Source organism: Pseudooceanicola sediminis (genome assembly GCF_003575965.1).
Classification (GTDB): domain Bacteria; phylum Pseudomonadota; class Alphaproteobacteria; order Rhodobacterales; family Rhodobacteraceae; genus Pseudooceanicola; species Pseudooceanicola sediminis.
In genome coordinates, this window is sequence record NZ_QWJJ01000027.1 from 1 (window position 1) to 25875 (window position 25875).

General features: G+C 66.2%; 23 protein-coding genes and 1 tRNA gene. 11 read left to right on the forward strand and 13 right to left on the reverse strand.

Annotated features, from left to right (window positions below; genetic code table 11):
- The 3 genes from DL237_RS19825 to DL237_RS19830 all read right to left on the reverse strand — a co-directional run.
- A partial coding sequence (locus DL237_RS19825) for a GTP-binding protein (RefSeq protein WP_233545088.1) occupies nt 1-97 on the reverse strand: 97 nt, incomplete at its 3' end.
- 68 nt (nt 98-165) lie between these two features.
- Nucleotides 166-333 (reverse strand): hypothetical protein, encoded by a 168-nt coding sequence (locus DL237_RS20940; protein ID WP_233545086.1) that lies wholly within the window; start codon nt 331-333, stop codon nt 166-168.
- An 85-nt stretch (nt 334-418) separates the two neighbouring features.
- A complete protein-coding gene (locus tag DL237_RS19830) occupies nt 419-1177 on the reverse strand; it encodes a hypothetical protein (protein WP_199672192.1) in 759 nt (252 codons plus the stop codon).
- Between the two features lie 270 nt (nt 1178-1447).
- Here DL237_RS19830 and DL237_RS19835 point away from each other — a divergent pair, with 270 nt between their 5' ends.
- Nucleotides 1448-2842 carry a cytochrome P450 gene (locus DL237_RS19835; protein WP_119400722.1) on the forward strand — a complete coding sequence of 465 codons (1395 nt, stop codon included), beginning with the start codon at nt 1448-1450 and terminating at the stop codon, nt 2840-2842.
- Nucleotides 2843-3002: 160 nt separating this feature from the next.
- Here DL237_RS19835 and DL237_RS19840 read toward each other — a convergent pair whose 3' ends face one another.
- Nucleotides 3003-5336, reverse strand: a complete 2334-nt coding sequence (locus DL237_RS19840) for a DNA topoisomerase IV subunit A (RefSeq protein WP_119400723.1) — start codon at nt 5334-5336, stop codon at nt 3003-3005.
- A 325-nt stretch (nt 5337-5661) separates the two neighbouring features.
- Here DL237_RS19840 and DL237_RS19845 point away from each other — a divergent pair, with 325 nt between their 5' ends.
- The 4 genes from DL237_RS19845 (at nt 5662) to DL237_RS19860 (ending at nt 8545) form a co-directional block, all read left to right on the forward strand.
- Nucleotides 5662-6342 carry an SH3 domain-containing protein gene (locus DL237_RS19845; protein WP_119400724.1) on the forward strand — a complete coding sequence of 227 codons (681 nt, stop codon included), beginning with the start codon at nt 5662-5664 and terminating at the stop codon, nt 6340-6342.
- A gap of 299 nt (nt 6343-6641) precedes the next feature.
- The gene (locus tag DL237_RS19850; protein ID WP_119400725.1) at nt 6642-7481 is read left to right on the forward strand and encodes an SDR family NAD(P)-dependent oxidoreductase; all 840 of its coding nucleotides are present in this window, start codon (nt 6642-6644) and stop codon (nt 7479-7481) included.
- A 292-nt stretch (nt 7482-7773) separates the two neighbouring features.
- Nucleotides 7774-7971, forward strand: a complete 198-nt coding sequence (locus DL237_RS19855) for a twin transmembrane helix small protein (RefSeq protein ID WP_119400726.1) — start codon at nt 7774-7776, stop codon at nt 7969-7971.
- Nucleotide 7972: 1 nt separating this feature from the next.
- Entirely contained in the window at nt 7973-8545 is a 573-nt protein-coding gene (locus tag DL237_RS19860) for a cob(I)yrinic acid a,c-diamide adenosyltransferase (RefSeq protein WP_119400727.1), read from the forward strand.
- 245 nt (nt 8546-8790) lie between these two features.
- Here the strand turns inward: DL237_RS19860 and DL237_RS19865 are convergent, their stop codons facing one another.
- Entirely contained in the window at nt 8791-9777 is a 987-nt protein-coding gene (locus DL237_RS19865) for a 2-hydroxyacid dehydrogenase (protein WP_119400728.1), read from the reverse strand.
- 306 nt (nt 9778-10083) lie between these two features.
- On the opposite strand from DL237_RS19865, the gene DL237_RS19870 reads away from it, so the two are divergent.
- Together DL237_RS19870 and DL237_RS19875 are read left to right on the forward strand one after the other, a co-directional pair.
- Entirely contained in the window at nt 10084-10563 is a 480-nt protein-coding gene (locus tag DL237_RS19870; protein WP_233545090.1) for an SH3 domain-containing protein, read from the forward strand.
- Between the two features lie 190 nt (nt 10564-10753).
- Nucleotides 10754-10828, forward strand: a tRNA-Gln gene (locus DL237_RS19875).
- A gap of 191 nt (nt 10829-11019) precedes the next feature.
- Here DL237_RS19875 and mprF read toward each other — a convergent pair.
- The 3 genes from mprF to DL237_RS19890 form a co-directional block, all read right to left on the reverse strand.
- The gene (gene mprF / locus DL237_RS19880) at nt 11020-13656 is read right to left on the reverse strand and encodes a bifunctional lysylphosphatidylglycerol flippase/synthetase MprF (RefSeq protein ID WP_119400730.1); all 2637 of its coding nucleotides are present in this window, start codon (nt 13654-13656) and stop codon (nt 11020-11022) included.
- 154 nt (nt 13657-13810) lie between these two features.
- Nucleotides 13811-14413 carry an alpha/beta hydrolase gene (locus DL237_RS19885; RefSeq protein ID WP_119400731.1) on the reverse strand — a complete coding sequence of 201 codons (603 nt, stop codon included), beginning with the start codon at nt 14411-14413 and terminating at the stop codon, nt 13811-13813.
- A gap of 122 nt (nt 14414-14535) precedes the next feature.
- Nucleotides 14536-15468, reverse strand: a complete 933-nt coding sequence (locus tag DL237_RS19890) for a ring-cleaving dioxygenase (protein ID WP_119400732.1) — start codon at nt 15466-15468, stop codon at nt 14536-14538.
- Between the two features lie 175 nt (nt 15469-15643).
- Between DL237_RS19890 and DL237_RS19895 the strand changes: the two genes are divergently transcribed.
- Nucleotides 15644-16543 carry a LysR family transcriptional regulator gene (locus DL237_RS19895; RefSeq protein WP_119400733.1) on the forward strand — a complete coding sequence of 300 codons (900 nt, stop codon included), beginning with the start codon at nt 15644-15646 and terminating at the stop codon, nt 16541-16543.
- A gap of 3 nt (nt 16544-16546) precedes the next feature.
- Here DL237_RS19895 and DL237_RS19900 read toward each other — a convergent pair whose 3' ends face one another.
- On the reverse strand, nt 16547-17293 hold the full coding sequence (locus DL237_RS19900) for a sulfite exporter TauE/SafE family protein (RefSeq protein WP_158585695.1): 747 nt from the start codon (nt 17291-17293) through the stop codon (nt 16547-16549).
- 267 nt (nt 17294-17560) lie between these two features.
- On the opposite strand from DL237_RS19900, the gene gph reads away from it, so the two are divergent.
- Nucleotides 17561-18202 (forward strand): phosphoglycolate phosphatase, encoded by a 642-nt coding sequence (gene gph / locus DL237_RS19905; RefSeq protein WP_119400735.1) that lies wholly within the window; start codon nt 17561-17563, stop codon nt 18200-18202.
- 341 nt (nt 18203-18543) lie between these two features.
- On the opposite strand, the gene DL237_RS19910 is transcribed toward gph, so the two are convergent.
- The 4 genes from DL237_RS19910 to DL237_RS19925 all read right to left on the reverse strand — a co-directional run bounded on the left by DL237_RS19910 (nt 18544) and on the right by DL237_RS19925 (nt 22795).
- Nucleotides 18544-19620 carry a LacI family DNA-binding transcriptional regulator gene (locus DL237_RS19910; RefSeq protein ID WP_233545087.1) on the reverse strand — a complete coding sequence of 359 codons (1077 nt, stop codon included), beginning with the start codon at nt 19618-19620 and terminating at the stop codon, nt 18544-18546.
- 58 nt (nt 19621-19678) lie between these two features.
- The gene (locus tag DL237_RS19915) at nt 19679-21166 is read right to left on the reverse strand and encodes a tripartite tricarboxylate transporter permease (protein ID WP_119400736.1); all 1488 of its coding nucleotides are present in this window, start codon (nt 21164-21166) and stop codon (nt 19679-19681) included.
- A gap of 10 nt (nt 21167-21176) precedes the next feature.
- Nucleotides 21177-21596, reverse strand: coding sequence for a tripartite tricarboxylate transporter TctB family protein (locus DL237_RS19920; protein WP_158585696.1), 420 nt, complete (start codon nt 21594-21596; stop codon nt 21177-21179).
- Nucleotides 21597-21745: 149 nt separating this feature from the next.
- A complete protein-coding gene (locus tag DL237_RS19925; protein WP_119400738.1) occupies nt 21746-22795 on the reverse strand; it encodes a type 2 periplasmic-binding domain-containing protein in 1050 nt (349 codons plus the stop codon).
- 237 nt (nt 22796-23032) lie between these two features.
- On the opposite strand from DL237_RS19925, the gene araD reads away from it, so the two are divergent.
- A complete protein-coding gene (gene araD / locus DL237_RS19930; protein ID WP_119400739.1) occupies nt 23033-24775 on the forward strand; it encodes an L-arabinonate dehydratase in 1743 nt (580 codons plus the stop codon).
- Nucleotides 24776-24787: 12 nt separating this feature from the next.
- Nucleotides 24788-25687, forward strand: a complete 900-nt coding sequence (locus DL237_RS19935; RefSeq protein ID WP_119400740.1) for a dihydrodipicolinate synthase family protein — start codon at nt 24788-24790, stop codon at nt 25685-25687.
- The last annotated feature ends 188 nt before the right edge of the window (nt 25688-25875 follow it).

Sequence of the window (25875 nt, forward strand, 5' to 3'; positions counted from 1 at the left end):
TGATCGCAGCCGTCAGCGTCGTCTTGCCGTGGTCAACGTGACCGATCGTGCCGATGTTGCAGTGCGGCTTGCCGCGCTCAAACTTACCTTTTGCCATCGTAAGGCGCCTCTGTGTTAGGGACCCCCCACAGGAACATGGCGGGCCGATTTCGCTCCGGGCGGCATTTATTGAGTCTGGCCGGGAAAATCAAGCGGCAGTTGGCCCGCCGGGCTGTCGCGCCGACCGCCGTTGTTGCAGCAGCGCCAGCCTGTGCCCGCCCGGCCCCCGGAACAGGCCAGAGGTGAGGCCAGAACCTGGGCCAGAACCTGGGCCAGAGACGAAACAGGCGCCATGGCAAACGCCTGGATCGCACTGCGGTGGAAACGACGGCCTACGCACGGCCCAAGTGGCCTGGCGGGTTTTGCCAGGCGGGGCGATCTAGCCTGCCTGGAGCGTTTCAGCAGCGGGCGCCGGTACCGGGGCGGCCACGGGGGCCATCCCTGCCGGAGTCGCGCCTGCCGGCGCCGCCCCCGCGGCCTCCGGCGTGGTGGCATCATCTGCGGCCTCAGCGGGCGCCACGGTCTCGGGCATGCTCTCGCCAAACCATTCGCGGTTCGTCAGCATCCAGTTCTGGATCTCCTTCGCCGCGTTGCGGGTCAGGTTCTGCATCTGCTCTTCCTTGGACAGCGTCAGACCGGACCCCATGATCGTCGTCTTGGAAAAGCTTTCAAGCACGGTGATCTGGTGCGGCTCCTCGTTCAGCTTCTTGCCTGCGGCGTCGTCCCAGATGGTCACGTTGATGATCAACGCGGATTTGGGAGAGAACAGCAGAGGGATACCCGGCGTGGCCAGCATGTAACCCTCTACCGAAATGCCGAAGTGATACAGCTGGTCGCCCTCGTAGCGCCGGAAACGCTCCTCCACCGCGGCCTTCATAGCGGCCTCGAATTCCTCCGGCGTCGCCTCGCGCGACAGCGGGCCCTTCTTCATCTTGGATGCCACGACGACATCATGCCCGAGGCGGAACTGGCCCAGATCCTTCATCGGTTCGTCAAGGTCGTTGGAATTGGTACAGGCGCTCAGGAAAACCCCGGCCGCAATGGCAACAAGAGACACGCGGATGGCAGGGCGGATGCGGAACATGAGAGCCTCGATTGCAATGACGACCCGTCGGGCATAGCGGATCAGGCCGGGCATTACAATTCACCAGCGTCCCCATGGCGAGAGAGGGGAGGCAAGGCGCAGTTCAGGCGCAGGCCATCGACAGGCGATGGGCAGGCCTCCGCCTGCGCGGCGGAAAAGGCGGGGGCCAACAGCCGCCCGCCACGGGGCGCGACCGTCACACGGGACTCCTGCCGCACGACCGGATCGCTGTCGCACCACGCGCCTTGGAAGCCCAGGTCTTTGGAAAACCTGCCGGCCCCGCCTATATCTTAATCTGCAGCATCCCGACACAGGATCCCCCCGATGCCCGACACCTCAGCACCGCACGGCGATACAGCCGCGCTGCCGGTCCGCGTCCCGCTGGTGACAGCACCGTTGGGCCTGTTCGGCTCTCTGCGCGCGGCACGGCGAAACGTGTTGGAAATCCTGCCAGAGCTGGCGGTCAGACAGCCTATCGTGTCGGGCAAGATGGGCATTCGATGGCATATGGTCATGGACCCGCAGGCGATCCGCCACATCCTGCTGGAAGCGGTCGAGGATTACCCGAAATCCGATGTCACCAAGAACCTGTTGCGACCCGCGATCGGCGACTCCCTCTTCATAGCAGAGGGCGCCCACTGGCGATGGCAGCGGCGCGCGGTGGCACCCGTATTCTCGCACCGGAACGTCAGCGGCCTTGCCCCCATGATGTCCGACGCGGCGGACCGGGCCTCGGCCCGGCTCGCCCAGGCGGGGTCGCGCGCCGTGAACATGGCCGACGAAATGGTGCGCGCCACATTCGAGGTGATCTCGGATGTTACCTTTTCCGGCGGCAAGAGCTTTGACCGCGACGCGGTACACCGCGCCATCGACGCCTATATCGCAGAGGCAGGCAAGGTCTCGTTGCTCGACATCCTCGGGATGCCCGACTGGATTCCCCGCCCCGGAAGGCTGATGTCCACACGCACGCTGAAGCAGATGAAGGCCATCGCCGATGACGCGATCACCTCGCGCCGGGACAGACCCCCGTCCGAGCGCGCATCCGAACGGCCAGACGACCTGCTCGACCTGCTCCTGGGCGCCGAAGATCGCGAAACAGAACGCCGGATGAACGACGCCGAACTCGCCGACAACCTGCTGACCTTCATCGTCGCGGGGCACGAAACGACAGCCCTCACGCTGGGATGGGCGCTCTACCTCTGCGCCTTCGATCCGGCAGTCCAGGAAACCGCCCGCAACGAAGCCCGCACCTTGCTGCAAGGCCGCACCGCCACCGCCGAAGACGTACCGAACCTGCCGCTGACCCGCCGGATCATCGACGAAACCCTGCGGCTCTACCCACCCGCAGCCCTCGTGTCACGGACCGCCCGCCGCGCAGACACGCTCTGCGGGCGCGAGATCCGCGCGGGTGACACGGTCATGCTGCCGATCTATGCCCTCCACCGCAACCAACTGCTCTGGGATGAGCCGGACCGCTTCGCACCCGCCCGCTTTGCCGATCGCAAGAGCATCGAGCGCTATGCCTACCTGCCGTTCGGAGACGGCCCCCGCATCTGCATCGGCGCCAGCTTCGCGCTCCAGGAAGCCGTGATCATCCTGGCAACGCTGTTGTCACGCTTCGACTTCACGGCAGTCCCGGGCAAATCGCCCAAACCCGTGATGATCCTGACACTGCGCGCAGAAGGCGGCGTCTGGCTGAACGCCAGGCCGTTGGACTAGGTCACGCGATTGCACCGGGTCAGTCCGGTTGGCGCTGCCCCTGCCTGTTTCCCTGTTTAAAATATCCCCGCCGGAGGCTTCGGGCCGCAGGACCGGAAACGCCCCGGGCCAGAGGCCCGGGGCGCGCTTCGCGGAGGATATTTAGCAACAGGGAAACATGTCAGTTGAACGTGTTGTCCCGCGGAAAGCCGCGTGGTGCCATCCGCCCCGAACCGGCGCGCTTGCCCAGCCAGTCCTCCAGCGCCGTTTCGGTCCGGGTGCGCCCTGCCGGGTCATGCCAGCTCAGACCGTCTGCGAGCACCAGCGTCGACAGGTCCGACAGGCCTCCGTCCTTGTACTTTTGCAGCCGCACGCCCTTGCCACGGGTCATTTCCGGCAGTTCTTCCAGAGGGAAGATCAGCACCTTGCGGTTTTCGCCCACAACAGCGACGTGATCGCCCCAGACGGGTTTCACCAGGAGTGCGCGCACATCGTCACGCACGTTCAGGACCTGTTTGCCCGAACGGGTCTGTGCCACGACGTCGTCCTCGGGCACGATGAACCCATCGCCGGCGCTTGAGGCGACGATCAGCCGCTCGCCGGGGCGGTAGATGCGCATCTGCACGATCTCGGCCTCGTTCGGCAGGTCGACCATGAGGCGCAGCGGTTCGCCCATGCCACGCCCCCCGGGCAGGTTGGCCGCCATCAGCGTGTAGAATCGCCCGTTCGAGCCGAAGATCAGCAGCTTGTCCGTCGTTTCGGCGTGGAAGGCAAAGCGGCCTTCGTCACCATCCTTGAACTTCAGCGGCTGGCTCAGGTCGATATGACCCTTCATCGCCCGCACCCAGCCCATTTTCGAGCAGACCACTGTCAGCGGTTCGCGGTCGATCATTGCCTCCAGCGGCACCTCTTCGGCCTCGGCGGCCGCTTCGATCAGGGTGCGGCGGGCGCCGCCGGCATAATCCTTGCCAAACGCCTTGCGGGTGTCGCGAAGCTGGTCCGCGATCCGGTCCCACTGCAAGTCGGGGGTGGACAGCAGATCATCCAGCACCGCGCGCTCCTCCATCAGCGCGTCGCGTTCGCGGATCAGCTCCATTTCCTCAAGCCGGCGCAAGCTGCGCAGGCGCATGTTGAGGATGGCTTCGGTCTGGATCTCGCTCAGCTCACCTTCGTCGCCCTGCCCCAGCGGCGAGACATAGCTTTTCTCGTCGCGCGCCCGGCCACGTTTCTTGGCCCATTCCTCGGCCATCAGGGCGGCCTTGGGATCGTCGTCATAGCGGATGATGTCGATCACCCGGTCAAGGTTGAGGAAGGCGGTGATGAAGCCTTCCAGCACTTCCAGCCGGTGGTCGATCTTTTCCAGCCGGTGCTGGCTGCGGCGTTGCAGCACCTCGCGGCGGTGATCGAGGAAGGCGCGCAGCACTTCCTTCATCGAGCAGACCTTGGGGGTGACGCCGTCGATCAGCACGTTCATGTTCATCGAGAACCGAAGCTCCAGATCGCAGTTGCGATAGAGCAGGTTCATCAGCACGTCGGGGTCGACGGTTTTCGAGCGCGGCTCCAGCACCAGGCGCACGTCTTCGGCGGATTCGTCGCGCACATCGGCGAGGATCGGCACCTTCTTGGTCTGGATCAGGTCCGCCAGGCGTTCGACCAGCTTGGATTTCTGCACCTGGTAGGGGATTTCCGTGACGACGATCTGCCAGGCCCCGCGCGGCAGGTCCTCCCTTTCCCACTTGCAGCGCAGGCGGAACCCGCCACGCCCGGTCCGATAGGCCTGGGCGATATTCTCGGGGCTTTCGACCAGCACGCCACCGGTCGGGAAATCCGGCCCCGGCACATGTTTCAGCAGCGTATCGTCGGCGGCGTCGGGATATTTGACCAGGTGCAGACAGGCGTTGCACAGCTCGACGATGTTGTGCGGCGGGATGTTCGTCGCCATGCCCACGGCGATCCCGGACGACCCGTTCGCCAGCAGGTTCGGGAACGCCGCAGGCAATACCACGGGTTCCTGTAGCGTGCCGTCGTAATTGTCGCGGAAATCGACCGCGTTTTCCGTCAGCCCTTCCATCATCGCCTCGGCGACCACCGTCAGGCGGGCCTCGGTATAGCGCGAGGCCGCAGGGTTGTCGCCGTCGATGTTGCCGAAGTTGCCCTGCCCGTCGACCAGCGGGTAGCGGACGTTGAAATCCTGCGCCAGTCGCGCCATCGCGTCATAGATCGCGGTATCGCCATGCGGGTGGTAGTTGCCCATCACGTCGCCGGAAATCTTCGAGCTTTTGCGGAATCGGCTGTTCGGCCCCAGCTTGAGCTCGCGCATTGCATACAGGATGCGGCGGTGCACGGGCTTGAGCCCGTCACGGGCGTCCGGCAGGGCACGGTGCATGATGGTCGACAGCGCATAGGTCAGGTAGCGGTCGCCAATGGCGCGGCGCAGCGGTTCGGCCAGCACTTCGTGGGCAATTTTCGGGCCGGGTTTGGCGCCGGTCTCGGGATCATCGGGGGTATCGCTCATGAGGCGGTGATAGCGTCAGGTCGCGCCACGGTAAAGCCGTCACTTGCGCGCCTGCCGCAACGGGGCGCGCGCTGCCGTCGCCGCGCCGCAGGGTGCCGCGATATCGTGCGCCCGCCCCCCGGCGCTTGCCCCCCCTGCGCTTTCCTGCCCGGCCCGCGCGCTTGCCACCAGCCCCCCGCGTAAACGCCCGCGCGCCGAAAGATCCACCCGGCCTCTGTCATGGCATTTCGAGGGGCGATCCTGCCTGCCCACACGCCGAACTCACGTTTTCGGGAACTTTTCGCCGCCCCTGCCGTTGTGACCCCGAGACCAATGGAGGCTTGCAATGTTGAAATTCATGTCCGTAACCACGCTTTTGCTGGGCGCCGTTTTCTTTCAGGTGAGCGGTGGATTTGACTTTCAGCCCCGATCGGCCGAGGCGGATTCGACCGAGGCCGGGGCCAAGACCAAGGCGCAACTGGCCGACGCCGCCTCGGGCGCGACGACGCCCAAGGGCACTGCGGCAACCCGCAAACCCGGTGACCTGATCGCGGCCAACATGGCCAGCGCCAAGTCGACCTCCGGTATGGGGACGGGTCAGGCGCAGGATGGTCAGGTGACCCTCGCCTCCATGCCGGTTGCCGATCCCGGTGATCAGATGGACCCCTCGGTCGCGGCGCTGCCGCTGGCGCGGGTCAACAAGGCCGTGGCACAGGCGCGTGTCGCCCCCTCCTCCACCCTGCCCGAAGGCGCGGAACGTCGCGCCGTTGCGGACGCAGTGATGCAAAATGACCCGATGGCCCAGCCCGCCGAAGATCGCCGCGCCGCAGACATCCGCGCCGTTGCAGGCAGCCACGTCAACCTGCGTCAGGGTCCGGGCACAAGTTTCAGCGTTGTCGATCAGCTGGGCGAGGGAGATACCGTCGAGGTGATCGGCAAGGAACGCAGCTGGCTGAAGCTGCGTGTTGCCGAAACCGGGCGCGTTGGCTGGATGGCCGATTTCCTGGTGACCGCGGCGGCCAACTGAGGCGCTGGCAGGCCCCATTGTTCCGGCAGTCCCCATTGCGAATGACCAGGGGCATCTGATCGGCGGTTACGTGTTTCGCCCGATAGACGACAGACGACGCGCCCATTGAACCGGGCGCGTTTTGTTGTTTCCGGGAGCTTTTGGACCTGGTGCCTCGGTCCGTCACCCGCCTGTTCAGGGCCCATGCAGCAGGGTTTTCAGGCGATGGAGCCACTCTCGTCTGACGGGTCATCGGCCTTGCGCCACGTTGGCAGCAGCCCCGCCTTGCCCTGCGCGCCGTGCCGGGGCATCACTGTGCAATGACACGCACTCTTCTGATCACCGGCTGTTCCAGCGGCATAGGCCACGACGCCGCACACGCGCTGAGCGCGCGGGGATGGCGGGTCTTTGCCAGTGTGCGCGATCCCGGCGACCTGCCCCGCCTGCGTGACGAAGGGCTTGAGGCGCTGCACCTGGATTACGCCGATCAGGCCAGCATCGAGACCGCCGTCGCCCATGTGCTGAGCGCGACGCAGGGGCGTCTGGATGCGGTGTTCAACAACGGTGCCTTTGCCATTCCCGGCCCGCTGGAAGACATCACCCGTGCGGCGATGCGCGCCCAGTTCGAAGTGAACCTCCTTGGCCCGCACGCCCTGACACGGGCCGTGATCCCGGTCATGCGCAGGCAGGGACATGGCCGGATCGTGAATTGTTCCTCCGTGCTGGGTCTTGTGGCGGCGCCGTGGCGCGGGCCCTACAACGCCAGCAAGTTCGCGATGGAGGGTATGACCGACACCCTCCGGGTCGAGCTGGCGGGCAGTGGCATTCACCCGATCCTGATCGAACCCGGCCCGATCCGCACGGAGTTCCGCAGGAACGCCATCGCCGCGTTCGAGAAATGGGTCGACTGGGAGGCCTCGGAGCGCGCGCAGGATTATCGCGACTGGCTGCTGGACAAGCTGTACAAGCGCGGCCCCTCGGCCGGCAGGCCCGCCCGGTTCGAGCTGGGCCCCGAGGCCGTGACGGCCAGGCTGATCCGGGCGCTGGAGGATCCCCGCCCAAGGGCGCGCTACATGGTCACCACCCCGACCTATGGCGCCGCCGTCATGCGCCGCCTGCTGCCCGCGCGCCTGATCGACCGGATGGTGCGCAACGCCTGAGACTGGCGGCGCGCCATGCCAGCCCCCCGCGCGGCCCGTTCCTGTTTCCGTTGTCGGGACTTGCGACAGAAGCTGACCCCGCGGCATGCTCCTGCGACTTGTCCCCCCTCCCCGCGATTTTCCCCGGCGAGATGCCCCCGGCAGCTCTCGCCCTTCTGTGCCCGAAACCCCCTGCGGCGGTTTTTCCTGTTCGCTTTTCGGCCCGTCCCCTCTAGATGGGGACCAGAGGCACCCGCCATCCGAAACGGCCGCTATCGTGTGGCCGACCCCGGGGCCGAAGAGGAGCTGAGCCATGGGACGTGATCCTGTTTTCCTTGCCGTTGCCGCCGCCGTGCTGCTGGTGGCGCTGATCCTGGCACTGGGGATCGGCAATTTCGCCAAGGGTGGCGACGCCCGGAAATCCAACAAACTGATGCAATGGCGGATCATCGCGCAGTTCGGGGCGGTCATCCTGATCGTCCTGTTCGTGCTGATGCGCCGGGGGGGCTGACATGGTCGTTCTATCCAAGATCTATACACGAACCGGCGATGGCGGGGATACCGCGCTTGGCGATGGCAGCCGGGTGCCGAAACCCTCGGTCCGGGTCGAGGCCTATGGAACCGTGGACGAAACCAATGCCACCGTCGGGCTGGCCCGCCAGCATGCGACGGGCGAGATGGACGCGGCGCTGTCACGCATCCAGAACGACCTGTTCGACCTGGGCGCGGACCTGTGCCGGCCCGGACTGGAAAACGACGCCGCCGCCGAATATCCGCCGCTGCGCATGACGGCCGCGCAGGTCGACCGGCTGGAAGCCGAGATCGACGTGATGAATGCCGATCTGAAACCCCTGCGCAGTTTCGTGCTGCCCGGCGGGTCGGCCCTGGCGGCGCATCTGCACCTGTGCCGCACCGTCAGTCGCCGGGCGGAACGGCTGTCGGTGGCGCTGATGCTGGAGGAGGGCTGCAATGCGCTGGCGGTGAAATACCTCAACCGGCTCAGCGACTGGTTCTTTGTCGCCTCGCGCGCCGCCAATGACGGTGGCGCGGGCGATGTTCTCTGGGTGCCGGGCGCGAACCGCTGAAGCAGGGGGCGCTGAGGCAGGGCGGTGTCGAGGCAGGGGGCGCTGAGGCAGGGGGCGCTGCCCCCCGGCCTGCGGCCTTCCCCCCGGGGTATTTTCGGCCAGATGACACGGGAGGCCAGATGACAGGGGAGGCCAGATCAGGCGGGACAGGCGAGAGCGATGAGCGGCCCCGGGCGATGGACCCGTGCTATGGACCCCTGCGATGATCAGGTGAGGGCAACGACAGTCCTCAGGTCATGCCGCCGTCAGGTCATGGCGGGCAGGACCAGGTCGGGGGGGCGGTGGCCATCGGCAAAGGTCTTGATGTTGATCAGGACTTTCTCGCCCATCTCGATGCGGCCCTCGATCGTGGCGGAGGCCATGTGCGGCAACAGCACGACGTTCTTGAGTTCGCGCAGGCGGGGGTTGGCGTCGCGACCATAGCGGAAGACATCGAGGCCGGCGCCGGCGATTTCACCTGCGCGCAGCATCCGCGTCAGGGCGTTTTCATCGATCACGTCGCCGCGCGAGGTGTTGACGATCACCGCTTCGGGTTTCAGCAGTTTCAGCCGGCGGGCGTTCATCAGGTGGAAGGTCGAGGGCGTATGCGGGCAGTTGACCGAGATGACATCCATCCGCGCCACCATCTGATCCAGGCTTTCCCAGTAGCGGGCGGACAGCTCAGCCTCGGTTTCCTCGCGCAGGCGGCGGCGGTTGTGGTAGTGGATCTGCATGCCGAAGGCGCGGGCGCGGCGTGCCACCGCCTGACCGATGCGGCCCATGCCGAGGATGCCGATCCGCTTGCCCGTGATGCGGCTGCCCAGCATGGAATTGGGGCTCCAGCCCGTCCATTCGTCGGCCTGCATCATCGCGAGTCCCTCGGGCACCCGGCGCAGCAGCGCCAGGATCAGCGCGATGGTCATGTCGGCGGTATCCTCGGTCACCACGTCGGGGGTGTTGGAGACGAGGATGCCGCGCTGGCGGGCCGTGGCGACGTCGATATGATCGACCCCTGCCCCGTAGTTGGCGATCAGGCGCAGCTGGTCGCCGGCCTGTGACAGCAGCGACTGGTCGATCACATCGCGCAGGTTCGGCACCAGCACGTCGGCGTGGCGCACCGCCTGGACCAGTTCATCGCGCGACATGGGCCGGTCCTGCGGCCCCAGCGTGACGTCGAAGAGATCCTTCAGGCGGGTTTCCACCCGCTCTGGCAAGCGTCGCGTTACAACAACACCAAGGCGTCGAGATGGCATACAATTCCTCCTGCGGCTTCCCAAGCGGCCCCTTTGGGGGCAAGGTGGCGCAAAGTGACCGGAGGCACAAGAACTCCGGCGCTGATGAGGCAAGAACAGGCGAAGACAATGAGCCCCTGGCGAATGAGCGCGATTGCGCTGTCCATATCCCTATTCTCGATCGCGGGCATCCTGGTGGCCGAGGAGCTGCCCGGCGAGGAAAGCCCCGACATCCCCGCCGACAGCGTGCCGGGGGACGCGGCCCCCGATACCCCTGTCCTGTCGCCCCCGCAGGACCAGCGCGCCGCCGCGCGTGCGATTTCCGGCGTGCTGCCTGCTCCGCTGCCGGACCCTGAGCAGGATGCCGGGCTGACGCAGACGCTGGGCCCCGTGACCAACCTGCCGCTGCCGCGCTTTCTGTCGATGAAGACGGACCGCGCCAACGTGCGCCGCGGCCCCAGCAAGACGCATCGAATCGACTGGGAATTCCTGCGCCGCGGGATGCCGGTGGAGGTGGTGGCGGAATATGGCCACTGGCGGCGGATCCGCGATCACGACGGCATGGGCGGCTGGGTGCATTACGCGCTGATCAGCGGCCATCGCACCGTGCTGATCGAACAGGACATGCTGAGCCTGCGGTTCCGCCCCGACAGCGATTCCCGCATCACCGCGAAGCTGGAGGCAGGGGTGATTGCCGATCTCGACGAATGCACGCTGGACTGGTGCAAGGTGTCGGTCGCCGGCTACAAGGGCTGGGCGCCGAAAACCGCGCTCTGGGGCGTGATGGCGGACGAGATCCGCGACTGACCCCGCACAAGCGGCGAAACCGCTTGTTTCAAGGGAGCCCGGCGGCGGGACGCCCGCGCGGCCGGCCCGTGCTGACGGGTGATTGAGGGGCGATTGGCGGGGCCGGAAAAGATCGCTCGGGATGTCGTGCATTTTTCCGTGCAAAAGGGGTTGAACCCCGGCGAGGTCCAGAGTAATCAGCGCACCACGTTGGGATGTAGCCAAGTGGTAAGGCAACTGTTTTTGGTACAGTGTACCGTAGGTTCGAATCCTACCATCCCAGCCACTTCACACCAGATCCGCTGATGCACCCGCTGTCCCCCATGTGGCAGATGCAACGCTTGTGCAGCCTGCAACGCTTGCCGGGGGGCGGAGGCGCCGCCGTTACGCAGGGCATGTTCGCTCCGCACGGCCTGTCCGCTGCGCAGGGCGTTTCCGGGGGCCTGTGCGCCCGCCTGCCCCGGATCAGACGCCGGGCTACTTGCCGACGATCCCGCGCGCCGATCCGGCGATCAGGCGGGCCGCGTCGGCCAGCGGGCCGACGGGGGGCAAGGCCGAGCGGCAGCAGAAATAGCGTGGCTGCCAGTCGGGATCGAACTTTGACTTGAACCGGTACAGACCGTCGAAATTATAGAGCTTTTCGCCCCGCGAATAGACCAGGTTGCCGAACCGCGCCCACAGGGTTGCGCCGCTGCGCCCCGGCAGCCCGGCAAAGGGCACCATCCCGAGGCTGAACTGCGCGCAGCCCTCGGCCTTCAACTGCAACATCAGCTCCGTGAACAGGAACTCCATCGTGCCCGAGGGCGCGCCCTGCCGATAGCGCATCAGATCCACCGCACAGCCCTGCCGCGCCTCCATCAGGTTGGCAAAGGCACAGACCACGCCGTTGTGGCGCACCAGTGCGATGCGCGTGCGGCCCAGCCACGCGGGGTCGAACCGCCCGACCGAAAACTGCTTTTCCCGCGCCGCGTGCTGGCCCAGCCAGTCGTCCGAGATCGCGCGCAGGCCCGCGATCAGCGCGTCTGAATGTGGCGGGGTGCTCAGCTCCAGCAGCAGACCGTCGCGGCCCGCGCGGGCATGGGTCGTGCGCAGCTTCTTGCGGGCCGGTCCCTCCAGCGAAAAGCCGGGCAGCGCGACCACCGCCTCCTCGCCCATCTTGTGCAGGGTCAGGCCCATGTCGATGGCCTGCTCGGTGAACCCCGCGTCGGCCTCGTAGAACACCGGGCGGGCACCGGCGGCGCGGGCCGCATCGTGGAACGCCCAGGCCAGGTCCTCGGCGTCACGGGCCTCGCCCACCGGGGCGCCCATCGCGATCCAGCTTGTGCCCTTGACGGCATAGGACAGCACGGATTTGCCCGCAGGCCCGAACATCAGCATCTTGTCGCCCGTCACGCCGATCATGTCAGCGCCCCGCCCATGGGCCGCGATCAGCGCCTGCGCCGCGTCCAGCTCAGCCGTATCCGGCAGGCGGGTCACGGTGCGCGCGGCGCGCAGCGCGGCATAGAGCAGCACCGCGCTCAGCAGCACGGCGCCCGTAAACACCACGCGCCAGGCCGCCACGGCAGGGGCATCGCCCATCACCTGCCACCACATCATGTCGCGCGGCGCGCGCCCTTCGTGCACCAGCGACCAGGTCAGCGCCAGCGACGCGATGATCGCCGCCGTGAACACGATCCACTGTGCCGACAGCAGCCCCTGCGACAGCCGCGCCTTGCGATAGAATTCGTGCCGGCACGGCAGCAGGATCGCCGCAAGACCCGCCAGCCCGATCACCCGGTCGTAATCGCCGCTGCGAAACACCGCCAGCCCCGCGCCATAGACCAGCACCGCCAGCACCAGCCAGAATGCCATCCGTGACCGCCGGAAGATCGAGATCGACAGCACCACCATGAACGACCCCAGCACCGACGACAGCATCGGCCCCCCCGCCACCAGCGCCAGTGGCAGAAAGGTCTCGATCTCCTCGGGGGAAAAGCGCGGGTTGGGCAGGATGCCGGCGAACATCATGTAGAGGCCCGACAGCAGCACCAGCACCCCCATCGCCGTCGGGATCAGGCTGCGCCCGGCCCGCACCACCGGCGCCAGCCCCGCGACACCGGGCAGACGCTGCGCCGCGCCGCCCCAGATCTCGGTCAGCGACAGCACCGCCAATGCCACCACGAAGGGCAGCAGGAAATACATCAGCCGGAACAGCAGCAGCGCCGTCACCGCATCGTTGACCGGCACCGACGACGGCAGCGCGGCCAGCACGACACTCTCGAACACGCCGATACCGCCGGGCACATGGCTGGCCACCCCGACCAGCGTCGCCACCGCCAGCACCGCCAGCACGTTGACATAAGGGATCGACCCCGTGGGCAGCAGCAGATGCAGCACCAGCGCCGCCATCGCGACATCCGTAAAGGTGATGCACAGCTGGCGCAGCGTCTCGCCGGCCGTCGGCGCGCGCATGGAAAAGCGGCCCACCCGTATTGCCCCGCCGCGCTGCGTGATCCAGATCAGCACGCCCGCGATCACCGCGACCCCGCTCCACGCAAGGCTCTGCAAGGTCAGCGTCGACAGCGCCGTCAGCCCCTCCAGCGACACCGGATCGACCGCCAGCGCGACCAGCCCGATCAGGGTCGCCCCGACGCCATAGGACACCGCCCCGAAGGTCGATATCGCCGCCACGTCATAGGCATCCAGCCCCAGCGCCGAATAGATGCGATAGCGCACCGCGCCGCCCGACACCGCGCTCAGCCCGATGGTATTGCCCATCGAATACCCCAGGAAACTGCCCAGCGCCGTCGCCCCAAGGGGCACCTTCTTGCCGATATAGCGCAGCGCCGACCAGTCATAGCCGATCAGCGCAACATACCCCGCCACGGTCGCCGCCAGCGCGCCTGCCACCACCTGCGGCGGCACGTGGCGGATCTGGCCCAGCACGACCTTCATGTCCAGCGGGGCCAGCAGCCGGTACAGCGCATAGACCCCGCCCATGAACAGCGCCGCCGTCAGCACCAGCACCGCGTGGCGTTTCAGCACCTCGGGCAGCGACAACCGGCGCAACGGGTGGCGGCTGTCGTCTGTCACGCTCTGCGCCGCCTCGGGCGCATTGCCGGTCTCTTCGCGCATCGGTGTCTCCTGCCTGCCCCTCCCCCTATGCCTCAACCGGCACGGGATTCAGAGCGTTATTTTGACACATGGGCCCCCGCCCGAACGCAAACCGCCGCCCCGGCAGAACAGGGGCGGCGGCACGGGTCGGCTGCGATACAGGCACCTCAGGGTCTCAGGCGAAAAACCCCTTCAGGGCGCTGACCTCGTTCGGGCGCAGCTCATGCCCGCCGTCATGCAGGCTGATGGTCAGGTCCGCCCCCTGCGCGCTGTAAAACCCCGCCAGCGCCTCGGTCAGCGGCAGCGGGCATATCTGGTCGCGCCGCCCCCCGGTGATCAGCACCTTGCGCGCCGCCAGCCCTGCCACCGGCTCCGGCGTCCAGGGGATCAGCGGATGCAGCAGGGCAATGCGCGCGAACAGATCGGGGGCCACGAAGGACATCGCCGCCAGAATGTTGGCCCCGTTGGAATACCCCAGCGCATAGGCGGGCACGTCGGGGTGCGCCGCCATCCGGGCGCGCACAAAGGCAATCATCGCCTGGGTCCGCGTCGCCAGATCCTCCATGTCATAGACCCCCTCGCCGGTGCGGCGAAAGAACCGGTTGGCGCCGTGTTCCGACACATCACCACGCGGCGCGACAATCCCCGCACCGGGCAGCACATCCGGGATCAGCCCGGAAAATTGCGTCTCGTCCCCGCCGGTGCCGTGAAAGGCAAAGATGACGGGCGCGCCCTTGGCGGGCGCCGTTTCATAAACATGCTTGTCGAGGGAGGACATCGCGATCTCCTGTCTGTTTCTGTCTTGGGCCAAGGGGCATGGCAGCACTGGCCACTGGGCAAGGGGCACGGGGCACGGGCGATCGGCATGGGGCACGCGGCAAAGCTCCGCGCCCCGGCAGATCAATCGGTGATCGGGTCCAGATAGGCCTCGATCTGCGCCCGCAGCCGCTCATGCTGGTCGGGCAGTTTCAGCGCCTCGCCCAGATGCTCGGGGGCCTCGTCACGATCAAAGCCCGGCTCGTCCGTGGCGACCTCGAACAGCACGCCGCCCGGCGTGCGGAAATAGATTGCCCAAAAGTAATCCCGGTCGATCACCGGCGTCACCTGATAGCCGGTGTCCATCAGCGCCTTGCGCACCTCAAGCTGCGCGGCGCGGTTTTCCACCGAAAACGCGATATGGTGGACCGAGCCTGCGCCCTGTTGCGCCATGCCCGCACCATGCAACGTCTCGATATCGACGACATCCGCACCATTGCCGTTGCTCACGCCATAGCGGGTGATGCTGCCCTGCCGGTCGACTTCCTCGTAGCCCATGAATCGCAGCAGCTCGCCCGTGGCCGCCCCGTCGCGCAGCCGCAGCGTGGCCCCCCGGAACCCGCGCACCGCCTCGGCGTTCCCGCCACCCGCGCCGGTCCAGCCGGGGCGCGCATCATCCGCCACTTCCACCAGCGAAAAACCGTCACCGTCCGGTCCCTTGAACCGCAGGCGCGCCTCGCCAAAGGTCTCCGTCTCGGCCAGCCCGCCGACACCGTGATTGCCCAGCCGTTCTTTCCAATAGCCCAGCGACCCCTGCGGCACCGAAAACAGCGTCTCGCTGACCTCGCCGACACCGGGGCGGCCGCGCCCGGCATTGCGGAACGGAAAATAGGTCATCACCGAACCGGGCGTACCGGCGGCATCGCCGTAATACAGGTGATAGGTGTCGGGGCTGTCGAAATTGACGGTCTTCTTGACCCGCCGCAGCCCCAGGGACTTGGTAAAGAAGTCATTGTTCTGCTGCGCATCCGACGCGATCGAGGTGACGTGGTGCAGACCATTGATGTTCAGTGTCATGGTACTCTCCTCAGCGCGGCAGCCTGTGGCGGCCCGCTGTCTGGTGGCCAGTGCGTGATCTGGCCGGGGTGATACTCTCTGCCCCCCAAGATGGTCCCGGTGCCCGCGATAGAGAATAGCAATAATCCTGCATTCACTATTCCACCTTTTGCAATAATGCCGCATCCTGTCGCCCATGGGCGATCTCGAATCCATCAAGGTGTTTCTGGCCGTGGCCGAACAGCGCAGCTTTGTCGCCGCCGCGCGCGCCCTGTCCATGACCCCGCCGTCGGTGACCCGCAGCGTCAACGCGCTTGAGGCGCGCCTGGGCGTGCAACTGCTGCTGCGCACCACGCGGCAGGTCTCGCTGACCTCCGCCGGGGCCGCCTATGCGCTGCGTGTCGCGCCGCTGGTGCAGGGGCTGGACGACGCCACCGAAGACCTGCGCGACGGCCAGTCCCAGACCGCCGGACTGATCCGCATCAACGCGCCGATGTCGATGGGCGAACGGGTGCTGCCCGACGTGATCTCGCAGTTCCGCACGCTGCATCCGCGCGTCAGCGTCGCCCTGACGCTCACCGACCGGCTGATCGACGTGGTGGCCGAACAGACCGACCTTGCCATCCGCATCTCGGAACCGCCCAGGGACAAGCTGACGATCTGGCGCAAGATCTGCCGCGTGCCCCGCCTGCTGGTTGCCGCGCCCCGCTACCTCGATGCGCAGGGCACCCCCGCCGCCCCCGAAGACCTGCTGCACCACACCTGCATCGCCTATGACGCAGGTGCCGGCCCCGAAGTGTGGGATCTTGCCGCCGGGGCCACCCGCCGCCGCATCACCGCCGGGCGGGTGCTGTCCAGCAACAACGGCGACCTGACCGCGCGTCTGGCCGTCAACGGCGAAGGCATCGCGCTGCTGCCCCGCTTCATCGTCGCAGAGGCGCTGGCAACCGGCCGCCTGCGCGCCGTCCTGCCCGGCTGGTCGCCGCCCGAACTGTGGCTGACGCTGACCTACCCGCCCTATGACCGGCTGCCGACGCGCCTCGCCACCTTCTCGGATTTCTTTGAAACCTATGTCACCGAAACGCGGCCAATGTAGCGCCTACAGCAGCACACCCAGCGCCTCGTAGATCAGGAACACGGACACGCAGAACAGCATGATCTGCACCAGCCCCATATAGACCCACTTTGGCAGCCGCCCGACGATGAACCGGCCCGAAAACGCCCCGCAGATCGACACCACGATCATCCAGGCCAGGCGCGGCAGCTCGATCTGGTCCCACAGGCCCAGCTCCGTATAGGCCGGGATCTTCGAGACGTTGATGATCGCGAACAGGATCGTCGCCGTCCCGGCAAAGGTCAGGTTCTCCAGCCGCTGCGGCAGCACGAAGGCCTGAAACGGCGGCGCCCCGTTGTGCGAGATAAAGCTGGTCACGCCGCACAGGATGCCGAAGACCCAGCCCCGCCGCGCCGAAAAGGGCCGCGCCTCCTGCCTGCCCTTCAGCCGCGCCCATGCCACCTGAAGGCAATAGATCAGCCCGATCAGCCCCGTCGCCAGGCTGACGCCCGCCACCGGCACCATCGGCGCGATGAACATGGCAATGACGATACCGACCAGCCCCGCAGGCACCAGCACCTTCAGGTTCCGCAGCGAAAAATCGCGCCGGTACAGGATCACCGCCACCACGTCGCTGGCAATATAGACCGGCAGGATCACCCCGGCGGCCTGCAACGGGTCCATGAACAGGCTCAGCAGCGGCACCGACAGCGCCCCCGCCGCCGTCAGCCCGCCCTTGGCCAGCCCCACGACAAAGGCCGCGATTGCAAGAAGGATCAGATGTTCGGGCATGGGGTGCTGTCTTTGCTGGGGGCGGGGCGCGGCGATCCCACCAGCATCGCCAGACCGCCCCCGTTTCGGCGCCACCTGACACACCCCTCCGCCGGGATACAAGCGAATGCGGCACCGCGCGGCCGCCCCGGATGCCAAAAACCGGGCCCACGCGCCACCCTGCGCGGCATTTTCTGCGCCCCGGCCCATTTACCGCGCGACCTGCCCCCCGATCTGCGCCATAAGGAACCAGCACACCGGCGCGCCCGCGCAAAAGGACACACCCGCATGACCCGGATCGTCTTCGACCTCGATGGCACCCTGATCGACAGCGCAGAGGATGTGCAGGGCATCGCCAACGCGATCCTGCCGCCCGACCTGCCCCCCGTGACCCTGCCCGAGGTCCGCGCCTTCATGGGCGAGGGCACGCCGACCTTCATCCGGCGGCTCATCGACGCGCGCGACCTGCCGACAGACAGCTTTGACACCCTGCACAAGGGGTTCATGGCCCGCTACAAGACCGCCGTCACCCGCACCACGGTCTATCCCGGCGTGGCCGAAACGCTGTCTGACCTGCGCGCCGCAGGGCATCGCCTCGGCCTGTGCACCAACAAGCCCGCCGCCCCGGCACGCGCCGTCCTCGCCCATCTCGGGCTGGCCGAATATTTCGACGTGCTGCTGGGCGGCGACAGCCTGCCCCAGCGCAAACCGGACCCCGCGCCGCTGCTGGCGATCCTGGCCAACCTCGGGGATACCCGCGCGCTCTATGTCGGAGACAGTGAAACCGACGCCGAAACCGCCCATGCCGCCGCCGTGCCCTTTTTGCTGTTCACCGAAGGCTATCCCAAGGGGCCGACCGACAAGATCGCCTGCACCGCGCGGTTTTCCAGCTTTTCCGCCCTGCCCGGCCTGGTCGCGCAACTGGGCTGACCGCGCCCCGACCCAGGCCGTTGCCAGGTGCCCGCTGGCCGCGCGACGGCCTCGAACGGCAGGCACCCGACCGACAGATTGACCGACACCGCCACCCGCCGGTGGGGGCTGGACGTTGACTTCGCGACACCCGAACTGGCCGAACAGCAGGGCGCGCGCCCCCTCAGGTGGCACCACGCCGCGCCGGCCTGTGGCCCACGCCCCCTTTCAGCAAAACCCCGATAACGGCACCGTTCGGATACCGCTCAGATACCGTTCAAATACCGACGTTCGAATCCAGCGTTTTCAATGACTTGCAAGAATCAACCCCGGCGATACCGACAGGTCCCGCGCCACGGGCCTCAGCTCGACTCGCGCGCCACGATTTCAAAGCCCAGGTCGATCACCGATTGCGTGCCGCCCTGCGCCTCGATCCGCTCCAGCACCGCGCGCGCCGCCGACTGGCCAAAGGCCGACATGTCCACCCGCACCGTGGTGATTGCCGGGCTGACAAAGGCGGAAAAGTCCTGATCGCCGAACCCGATCACCGCCACCTGCCCCGGCACGTCCAGCCCGCGCGTCCGCGCCTCGACCAGCACCCCGTGCGCCAGCAGGTCCGAACTGCAAAAGACCACGCCGCCGGTAAAGCCCTGGCCGTCCATCAGCTGCGCCAACCCCTGCCGCCCGCGTTCCAGACTGGCCTGGGATTCGAACTGCGCAACGGGGATCTCTCCCCCCGCAAGTCGCGTGAAACGTTCGGAAAAAGCACGCATCCTGCGCCGCGCGCGTTCATCCCCCGCCGACACGCATCCCGCCTGGCGATAGCCCTGCGCATAGGCAAAATCGGCCACCGCACGCCCGGTTTCGGTATGGGAAAACCCGACGCACACATCGATGGGCGAGTCGGTGATATCCCAGACTTCGACCACCGGAATATCGGCCCCCAGCAGCATCCGCCGCGCCTGCGCACTGTGGTGAATCCCGGTCAGCATCATCGCGTCGGGACGGCGCGACAGGTGCGCCTCGATCAGCTTTTCCTCGTCCTCGGGTTCGAACCCGGTTTCCGACAGCATGATCTGATAACCGCTGTCGCGCATCACCGCGCTGAAACTCTGGACCATCCCCGAATACACCACGTTGCGGATCGAAGGCACCAGAGCCGAGATCAGCTTTGACCTGCTCGACGCCAGCGCACCCGCCAGGGCATTGGGCACAAAGCCGGTCATTTCAATGGCTTCGCGGATCTTCGCCAGCGTCTTGGGCGACACCTTGGACGGATCGCTCAGCGCCCGGCTGACCGTGACCTGCGACACCCCGGCCAGGCGGCCCACGGTCTCCATCGTGACACCGCGCGTCGCTGGCCTGCGCCCCGGTCCCTTGCCGGGGGCACCCCTGCCCGCCGCGTCGCCGGGGGCGGCGATATGATCATCCTCGTCCATCAGGCGCATCTTTCGCCGCCCCACCGTGCCAGTGCAAGCCTTGCTGCCGCGCCCGCTGCTATTCAGACATCCGCCGTTGCTTGCGCGCCATCAGGACCGACCCTGCGACGGAGCCGACGATCAGCAGCCACAGCACCACCGCGATCCAGCTCTTGGTGAAAAAGATCGTCAGATCACCAAAGCTTTCCAGGCTCTTGACGAAGTACACCTCGGCCGACGGCCCCAGGATGAACCCGATGATGAAGGGGGCGATCTCGATCCCGATCTTGCCGGCCAGCCAGCCGAACACGCCAAAGATCAACAGCGTCCAGACGTCGAACATGATGCCATAGTTGATGGTATAGGCGCCGATGACGCACATCATCAGGATGACCGGAAACAGGATATGCTTGGGAATCGTCACCACCAGCGCGAAATACCGGATGGCAAAATACATCATCACGAACATCGCAACGTTGGCGATCAGCATGGCGACGATCATCGCGTCCCAGGTCACCGGGTTGTTGCCGATGAACAGCGGCCCCACCTGGATACCCTGCAAGGTGAAGGCGCCGATCAGCAACGCGGTGGTCGAATCCCCCGGAATACCCAGGCTCAGCAGAGGTACCAGCGCGCCCCCGGTCAGCCCGTTGTTGCCCGACTCCGACGCGACGATGCCCGCAGGTTCACCCTTGCCGAAATTTTCCGGCGTCTTCGAAAATGTCTTGGCGTTGGTATAGGCGATGATCGACGCGGCAGATCCGCCAACCCCCGGCAGGATACCGACAAAGGTGCCGATCAGCGACGACCGGATCAGGTTGAAGGTGTTGCGGGCGATGATCGCAAAGGAAAACGTCGACTTTGGCCCGACCTGAAGATCCTTGGCCGAATGCCCCTTCGGCACGCCGATCTCGGCTTGCTCAAGGATGGCGGCCAGGCCGAACAGCCCGATCAGCACCGGCAGCAGGGAAAACCCGGACTCCAGCCAGTATTCCGTGCCCGGCGGGATCAGCCGCAGTTCGCCGTTACCGCCGTTGGAAATGTCATACGTGCCGATCAGGCTGACAAACACGCCCAGCACACCCGAAAACACCCCCATCAGCATGTCCGACGACAGCGCCGCCATGACCGTCATGGCAAAGAAGATGATCAGGAATTTCTCGACATAGCTGAACTTGATGGCGAAATCGGCCAGCGTCGGGGCGAACAGCCACAGCACGATCAGGCTGATGATGCCGCCGACGAACGACGACACGATGCCGATGCGCAGGGCCTTTTCGCCCTCGCCCCGCTGCGCCATCGGATACCCGTCGAACGTCGTGGTGATCGAACTCGGCGTGCCGGGTATGCCCAGCAGGATCGCCGGCACCAGCCCGCCCGAGATGCCGCCCACATAAAGGCCCAGCAACAGGGCCAGGCCGTTTTCCAGCCCCAGCGAATAGGTCAGCGGCAGACAGACGGCAACAGCCATGGTCGCCGTCATGCCCGGAATGGCGCCAAAGATGATACCGACCAGCGTGCCGCCGACGATCAGCGACAGGAACAGCGGCGTGATGATTTCCAGCATGTGTGCAGCCTCAGGGAAGGGACAGGAACAGGGGATAGGTGAACAGCCACCACACGAAGACCGGGCCGAACACGGCGACGATCAGCAGCGGCAGCACCTGACGCAGCGGTCGTTCATGCATGAACAGCAGCCCCGTCGCCAACAGGTAGGGTATCGAACACAGCAGGAACCCCATGCCCGTGTTCGGCCAGATGTTCCCAACCGGCACCATCAGCGAAAAATACAGCAGCGTCAGCACCAGCGCCCCGAGGAACCGCACCTTGTCCATCGCCGCGAACAGCCCGCGCCAATAGGGCACGGTGGCGGCAATGCGGGCGCGGTCGCGGATCAGCACCGCCAGCCCCAGCAGGCCCAGAACGCAGGCGATCAGTGTCGGAAAAATCAGATGTGACGTGTCAAAGTCGATCGTCACGCGGGTCAGGTCGCCCATGCTGCCTCCCCCCTCCCTTTCGGTCTTGGTCATTCAGTATTGTATGCGCTCGGCAAGGGATCCGGCCGCCGGGCGGGCGTCCGCGGGCGGCTTCCACCCCCGCAGGCAGACGTCCCGGCCAGGAATCCTGGCCGGGACGATGGAAAGGCTCAGTTGCCTTGCGAAATCTGTTCGATGACCTTGCCATAGGTGTCACGCTTGGCCTGAAGATGGGCCTTGGCTTCGTCCGACGGCAGGAAATTCGGGATAAAGAACGCCTCTTTCTGACGGGTCTGGATATCGCCGGCGTCATAGATCTCGGTCAGGGCGGCGTCGATCGCTTCGCTGATGGCCGGGTCCATGTCCTTGTTGAACAGCATGAAGAATTCCTTGTCGAAGGTGAAATCCTCGTTGCCGTCCAGCGTCACGCTGGTTTCCGGGCTGGCATGTTTGAGCATCTCGTCACGGCTGGTGCCGCCCATGCCGGCCTCGGGGGCCTGTTCCAGGGTTTCGGGACGCGCGGTGATCCAGACGAAACGCATCGCCTTTTCATCGTCGGCGGGCAGTTGCGTGAACTGTTCGTTGCCCTGGATCGACCCGTTGATCACGTCCGCCAGATCATCCCACATCGCCTGGTTCTTGTCCGACTGCGATCCGGTGTTGACGGCGACGATGTTTTCCTCGGAACCGGGGTTCATCACCTTGGCGGCATTCTTCATCGCGGAAAAGCCGATCTCGGACACGCCGCCGGGTTGGATTGCCACACGCACGCGGGTGCCGTCGGCCGCGGCCTGCAGGATGTCATCCATGCTCTGATAGGGCGAATCCGCAGGCACCAGATAGGCGTTGCCCGGGTTGATCGCCACGGTCGGGCCGATGTTGTAATTGGCAAAGATGTCGTCATAGCCGGTGACACCGTACAGGTGCCCCAGGTAGGCCTGATCGTGGAACATCATGATGGTCGTGCCGCGCTTGTCGCGCGACAGCACCTTGAACGCCTCGGACGAACCCACCGCATCCACCTTGATGTTGATGCCCAGCTTTTCCGACAGCGCATCCGCCACCATCGCCGAGGCCTGGTACGTGTCGCCCCCGGTCGATTTCGACCCGATCACCAGCCGCATGTTGCGCGGCAGGTCCTGCGCCTGCGCGATCATCGGCTGCGCCAGCAGGGCCACGGCCGAAGCGGCGGCAAGAAGTGTTCTGCGAGTGATGTTCATCTGATCCTCCCTGAGCCGCCGCAGCGACCCGTCATGTGCATGTTTCCGACGCTCTCCTGACGGCGGAATGCGCCAATGTAAGCGCATACATACCTCAGAAACATATCGAGACGCCCCCTGTCAAGCCGTTTCATAATTCGCAAAAATTAGGTTATTCATCGTACCTAACAGGTTGACCTGCAAACATGTATGCGCATACATCATCACAAACGACAGCCTTTCAAGAGGAGCACCCCCATGCCGACAGCCCCCCGCAAGACCCCAGACCAGCTGCGCAGCTCCCGCTGGTTTGCGCCTGATGACCTGCGCAGCTTCGGCCACCGCTCTCGCATGATGCAGCTGGGCTATACGGATGCCGAATACCGCGACAAGCCGATCATCGGCATCCTGAACACCTGGTCCGAGCTGAACTCCTGCCATTCCCACTTTCCCGAACGGGTGCGCGACGTGAAACGCGGCGTTGCCATGGCGGGCGGTTTTCCCGTGGAAATGCCCGCGCTGTCGGTCGATGAGAGCTTCAACAAGCCCACCTCGATGCTCTATCGCAACATGCTGGCGATGGAGACGGAGGAGCAGATCCGCGCCCACCCCCTCGACGGGGTCGTGCTGATGGGCGGTTGCGACAAGACCACGCCCGGCCTCGTCATGGGGGCAATCACCGCAGGTGTGCCGATGATCTACCTGCCCGCGGGTCCAATGCTGCGCGGCAATTACGCGGGCCGCATCCTCGGCTCCGGCTCGGACGCCTGGAAATACTGGGACGAACGCCGCGCGGGCAATATCTCGGACGAGGAATGGCTGGGTGTGCAGGGGGGCATCGCGCGCTCGGCCGGCACCTGCATGACCATGGGCACGGCCTCGACCATGACCGCGATCACCGACGCCATGGGGCTGACCCTGCCCGGTGCGTCCTCCATCCCGGCGGTCGATTCGGGGCACATGCGCATGTCCTCCGAATGTGGCCGGCGCATCGTCGACATGGTCTGGGAAGACCTCACACCGTCCAGGATCATCACCCCCGCCGCCGTCCAGAACGCCGCCATCGTCGCCATGGCGACCGGCTGTTCGACCAACGCCGTCATCCACCTGATCGCCATGGCGCGGCGCGCCGGGGTCGACCTGACGCTCGATGACCTCGACGCCCTGGGGCGCACCACGCCGCTGATCGCCAATGTCCGCCCCTCGGGCAAGGACTACCTGATGGAGGATTTCTTTTTCGCCGGGGGCCTGCGCGCGCTGATGAAACAGATGGAGGAGCGCCTCGACACCTCCTGCATCACCGTCACCGGCAAGACGCTGGGCGAAAACCTCGAAGGTGCGGTCGTCTATAACGATGACGTCATCCGCCCGCTATCCAACCCGGTTTACAAGGAAGGCTCGCTCGCGCTGCTGCGCGGCAACCTCTGCCCCGACGGCGCGGTGATCAAGCCCGCCGCCTGCGATCCGAAATACCACGTCCACCAGGGGCCCGCGCTGGTGTTCGACAGCTACCCCGAGATGAAGGCCGCCATCGACGACGAAAACCTCGACGTCACCCCCGATACGGTGCTGGTGCTGCGCAACGCGGGCCCGCAAGGCGGCCCCGGCATGCCTGAATGGGGCATGCTGCCGATCCCCAAGGCGCTGATCAAGCAGGGCCACCGCGACATGCTGCGGATTTCGGATTCGCGCATGTCCGGGACATCGTATGGGGCCTGCGTGCTGCACGTCGCCCCCGAGAGCTTTGTCGGCGGGCCGCTGGCGCTGCTGAAGACCGGCGATATCGTCCGCCTCGACCTGCCCAACCGCAGCCTGGACATGCTGGTGGACGACGACGAAATCGGCCGCCGCCGCGCCGCGTGGCAACCGCCTCAACCGCGCTACGAACGCGGCTACGGTTACATGTTCTCGCGTCATGTGACGCAGGCCGACAAGGGCTGCGACTTTGACTACCTCGAAGCGGGCTTTGGCGCCGCCGCCCCCGAACCCGACATTTTCTGAAGGAGTCCCGCAATGACCCTCGATCTCGACACCGCCCTTTCGGGCATTTCCGGCATCCTCGTGACGCCCTACGACGACGCAGGCGACATCGCACCGGGCAAGCTGCGCCCCATCATCGACCGCGCCCTGACGGCAGGTCTGCACATGCCCGTCGTCAATGGCAACACCGGCGAATTCTATGCCCTGACCACGGACGAGGCCTGCACCATGGCGCGCGAGGTCTGCGCGATGGTCGATGGCCGCGCGCCGGTTCTGGCGGGCATCGGTCGCGGCATCCGGGACGCCTGCAAACTGGCCGAGGCTTCGGCCGAGGCCGGCGCGACGGCCCTGATGATCCACCAGCCGCCCGATCCCTTCGTCGCGCCGCGCGGCACCGTCGACTACGTCAAGGCGATCTCGGATGCCTCTGGCGGCCTGCCCATCATGCTCTACCTGCGCAATGACGCGATCGGCACCGCCGGCATCAAGGCGCTCTGCGACATCGACGGCGTCAAGGGCGTCAAATGGGCCACCCCCAATGTCCAGAAGCTGGCCGATGCCATCGCCGCCTGCGATCCCTCGATCACCTGGGTCGGCGGCCTGGCCGAGGTCTGGGCGCCTGCCTTCTATGCCGTCGGCGCGCGCGGCTTCACCTCCGGCCTGATCAACATCTGGCCCGAACGCTCTCTCGCAATCCACGCCGCGCTCGAGGCCGGCGATTACCCCCAGGCCAATACCCTGATCAAGCAGATGCGTGCCTTCGAGGATATCCGCGCAGAAGAGCTGAACGGCACCAACGTGACCGGCGTCAAGGCGGCCCTGATGGCCCTTGGCAACGATTGCGGCCCGACGCGCCCGCCCTCGGCCTGGCCGCTGACCACGGCTCAGCAATCGAGCCTGCAAGGCTTTCTGACGGCCAATGGCCTGATCTGACCCAGGAGGTATGGCGTAGCATGGTATGGCGCTCCGCCCCCGGGACCGCGCGAAAAAGGGGGCTCTGCCCCCGCCAGCCTGCAGCTGCCTCCCCCCTGGATATTTGGAACAGGGAAACATCAGGGGGAGGGTCGAGGTGGCGGGGTGGGGTGCCGGGAGGATGCACCGTTCAGACACCGCTTTGATAC

Bases quoted from the DNA above. Each gene is read 5' to 3' on its own strand.
- DL237_RS19845 (WP_119400724.1), top strand. From the start codon at position 5,662: ATGTTGAAATTCATGTCCGTAACCACGCTTTTGCTGGGCGCCGTTTTC.
- DL237_RS19860 (WP_119400727.1), top strand. From the start codon at position 7,973: ATGGTCGTTCTATCCAAGATCTATACACGAACCGGCGATGGCGGGGAT.
- DL237_RS19900 (WP_158585695.1), bottom strand. From the start codon at position 17,293: ATGCCCGAACATCTGATCCTTCTTGCAATCGCGGCCTTTGTCGTGGGG.
- gph (WP_119400735.1), top strand. From the start codon at position 17,561: ATGACCCGGATCGTCTTCGACCTCGATGGCACCCTGATCGACAGCGCA.
- DL237_RS19890 (WP_119400732.1), bottom strand. From the start codon at position 15,468: ATGACACTGAACATCAATGGTCTGCACCACGTCACCTCGATCGCGTCG.
- DL237_RS19935 (WP_119400740.1), top strand. From the start codon at position 24,788: ATGACCCTCGATCTCGACACCGCCCTTTCGGGCATTTCCGGCATCCTC.
- DL237_RS19920 (WP_158585696.1), bottom strand. From the start codon at position 21,596: ATGGGCGACCTGACCCGCGTGACGATCGACTTTGACACGTCACATCTG.
- mprF (WP_119400730.1), bottom strand. From the start codon at position 13,656: ATGCGCGAAGAGACCGGCAATGCGCCCGAGGCGGCGCAGAGCGTGACA.
- DL237_RS20940 (WP_233545086.1), bottom strand. From the start codon at position 333: ATGGCGCCTGTTTCGTCTCTGGCCCAGGTTCTGGCCCAGGTTCTGGCC.
- DL237_RS19925 (WP_119400738.1), bottom strand. From the start codon at position 22,795: ATGAACATCACTCGCAGAACACTTCTTGCCGCCGCTTCGGCCGTGGCC.
- DL237_RS19855 (WP_119400726.1), top strand. From the start codon at position 7,774: ATGGGACGTGATCCTGTTTTCCTTGCCGTTGCCGCCGCCGTGCTGCTG.
- araD (WP_119400739.1), top strand. From the start codon at position 23,033: ATGCCGACAGCCCCCCGCAAGACCCCAGACCAGCTGCGCAGCTCCCGC.
- DL237_RS19885 (WP_119400731.1), bottom strand. From the start codon at position 14,413: ATGTCCTCCCTCGACAAGCATGTTTATGAAACGGCGCCCGCCAAGGGC.
- DL237_RS19840 (WP_119400723.1), bottom strand. From the start codon at position 5,336: ATGAGCGATACCCCCGATGATCCCGAGACCGGCGCCAAACCCGGCCCG.
- DL237_RS19835 (WP_119400722.1), top strand. From the start codon at position 1,448: ATGCCCGACACCTCAGCACCGCACGGCGATACAGCCGCGCTGCCGGTC.
- DL237_RS19830 (WP_199672192.1), bottom strand. From the start codon at position 1,177: ATGCCCGGCCTGATCCGCTATGCCCGACGGGTCGTCATTGCAATCGAG.
- DL237_RS19910 (WP_233545087.1), bottom strand. From the start codon at position 19,620: ATGGACGAGGATGATCATATCGCCGCCCCCGGCGACGCGGCGGGCAGG.
- DL237_RS19915 (WP_119400736.1), bottom strand. From the start codon at position 21,166: ATGCTGGAAATCATCACGCCGCTGTTCCTGTCGCTGATCGTCGGCGGC.
- DL237_RS19895 (WP_119400733.1), top strand. From the start codon at position 15,644: ATGGGCGATCTCGAATCCATCAAGGTGTTTCTGGCCGTGGCCGAACAG.
- DL237_RS19865 (WP_119400728.1), bottom strand. From the start codon at position 9,777: ATGCCATCTCGACGCCTTGGTGTTGTTGTAACGCGACGCTTGCCAGAG.
- DL237_RS19850 (WP_119400725.1), top strand. From the start codon at position 6,642: ATGACACGCACTCTTCTGATCACCGGCTGTTCCAGCGGCATAGGCCAC.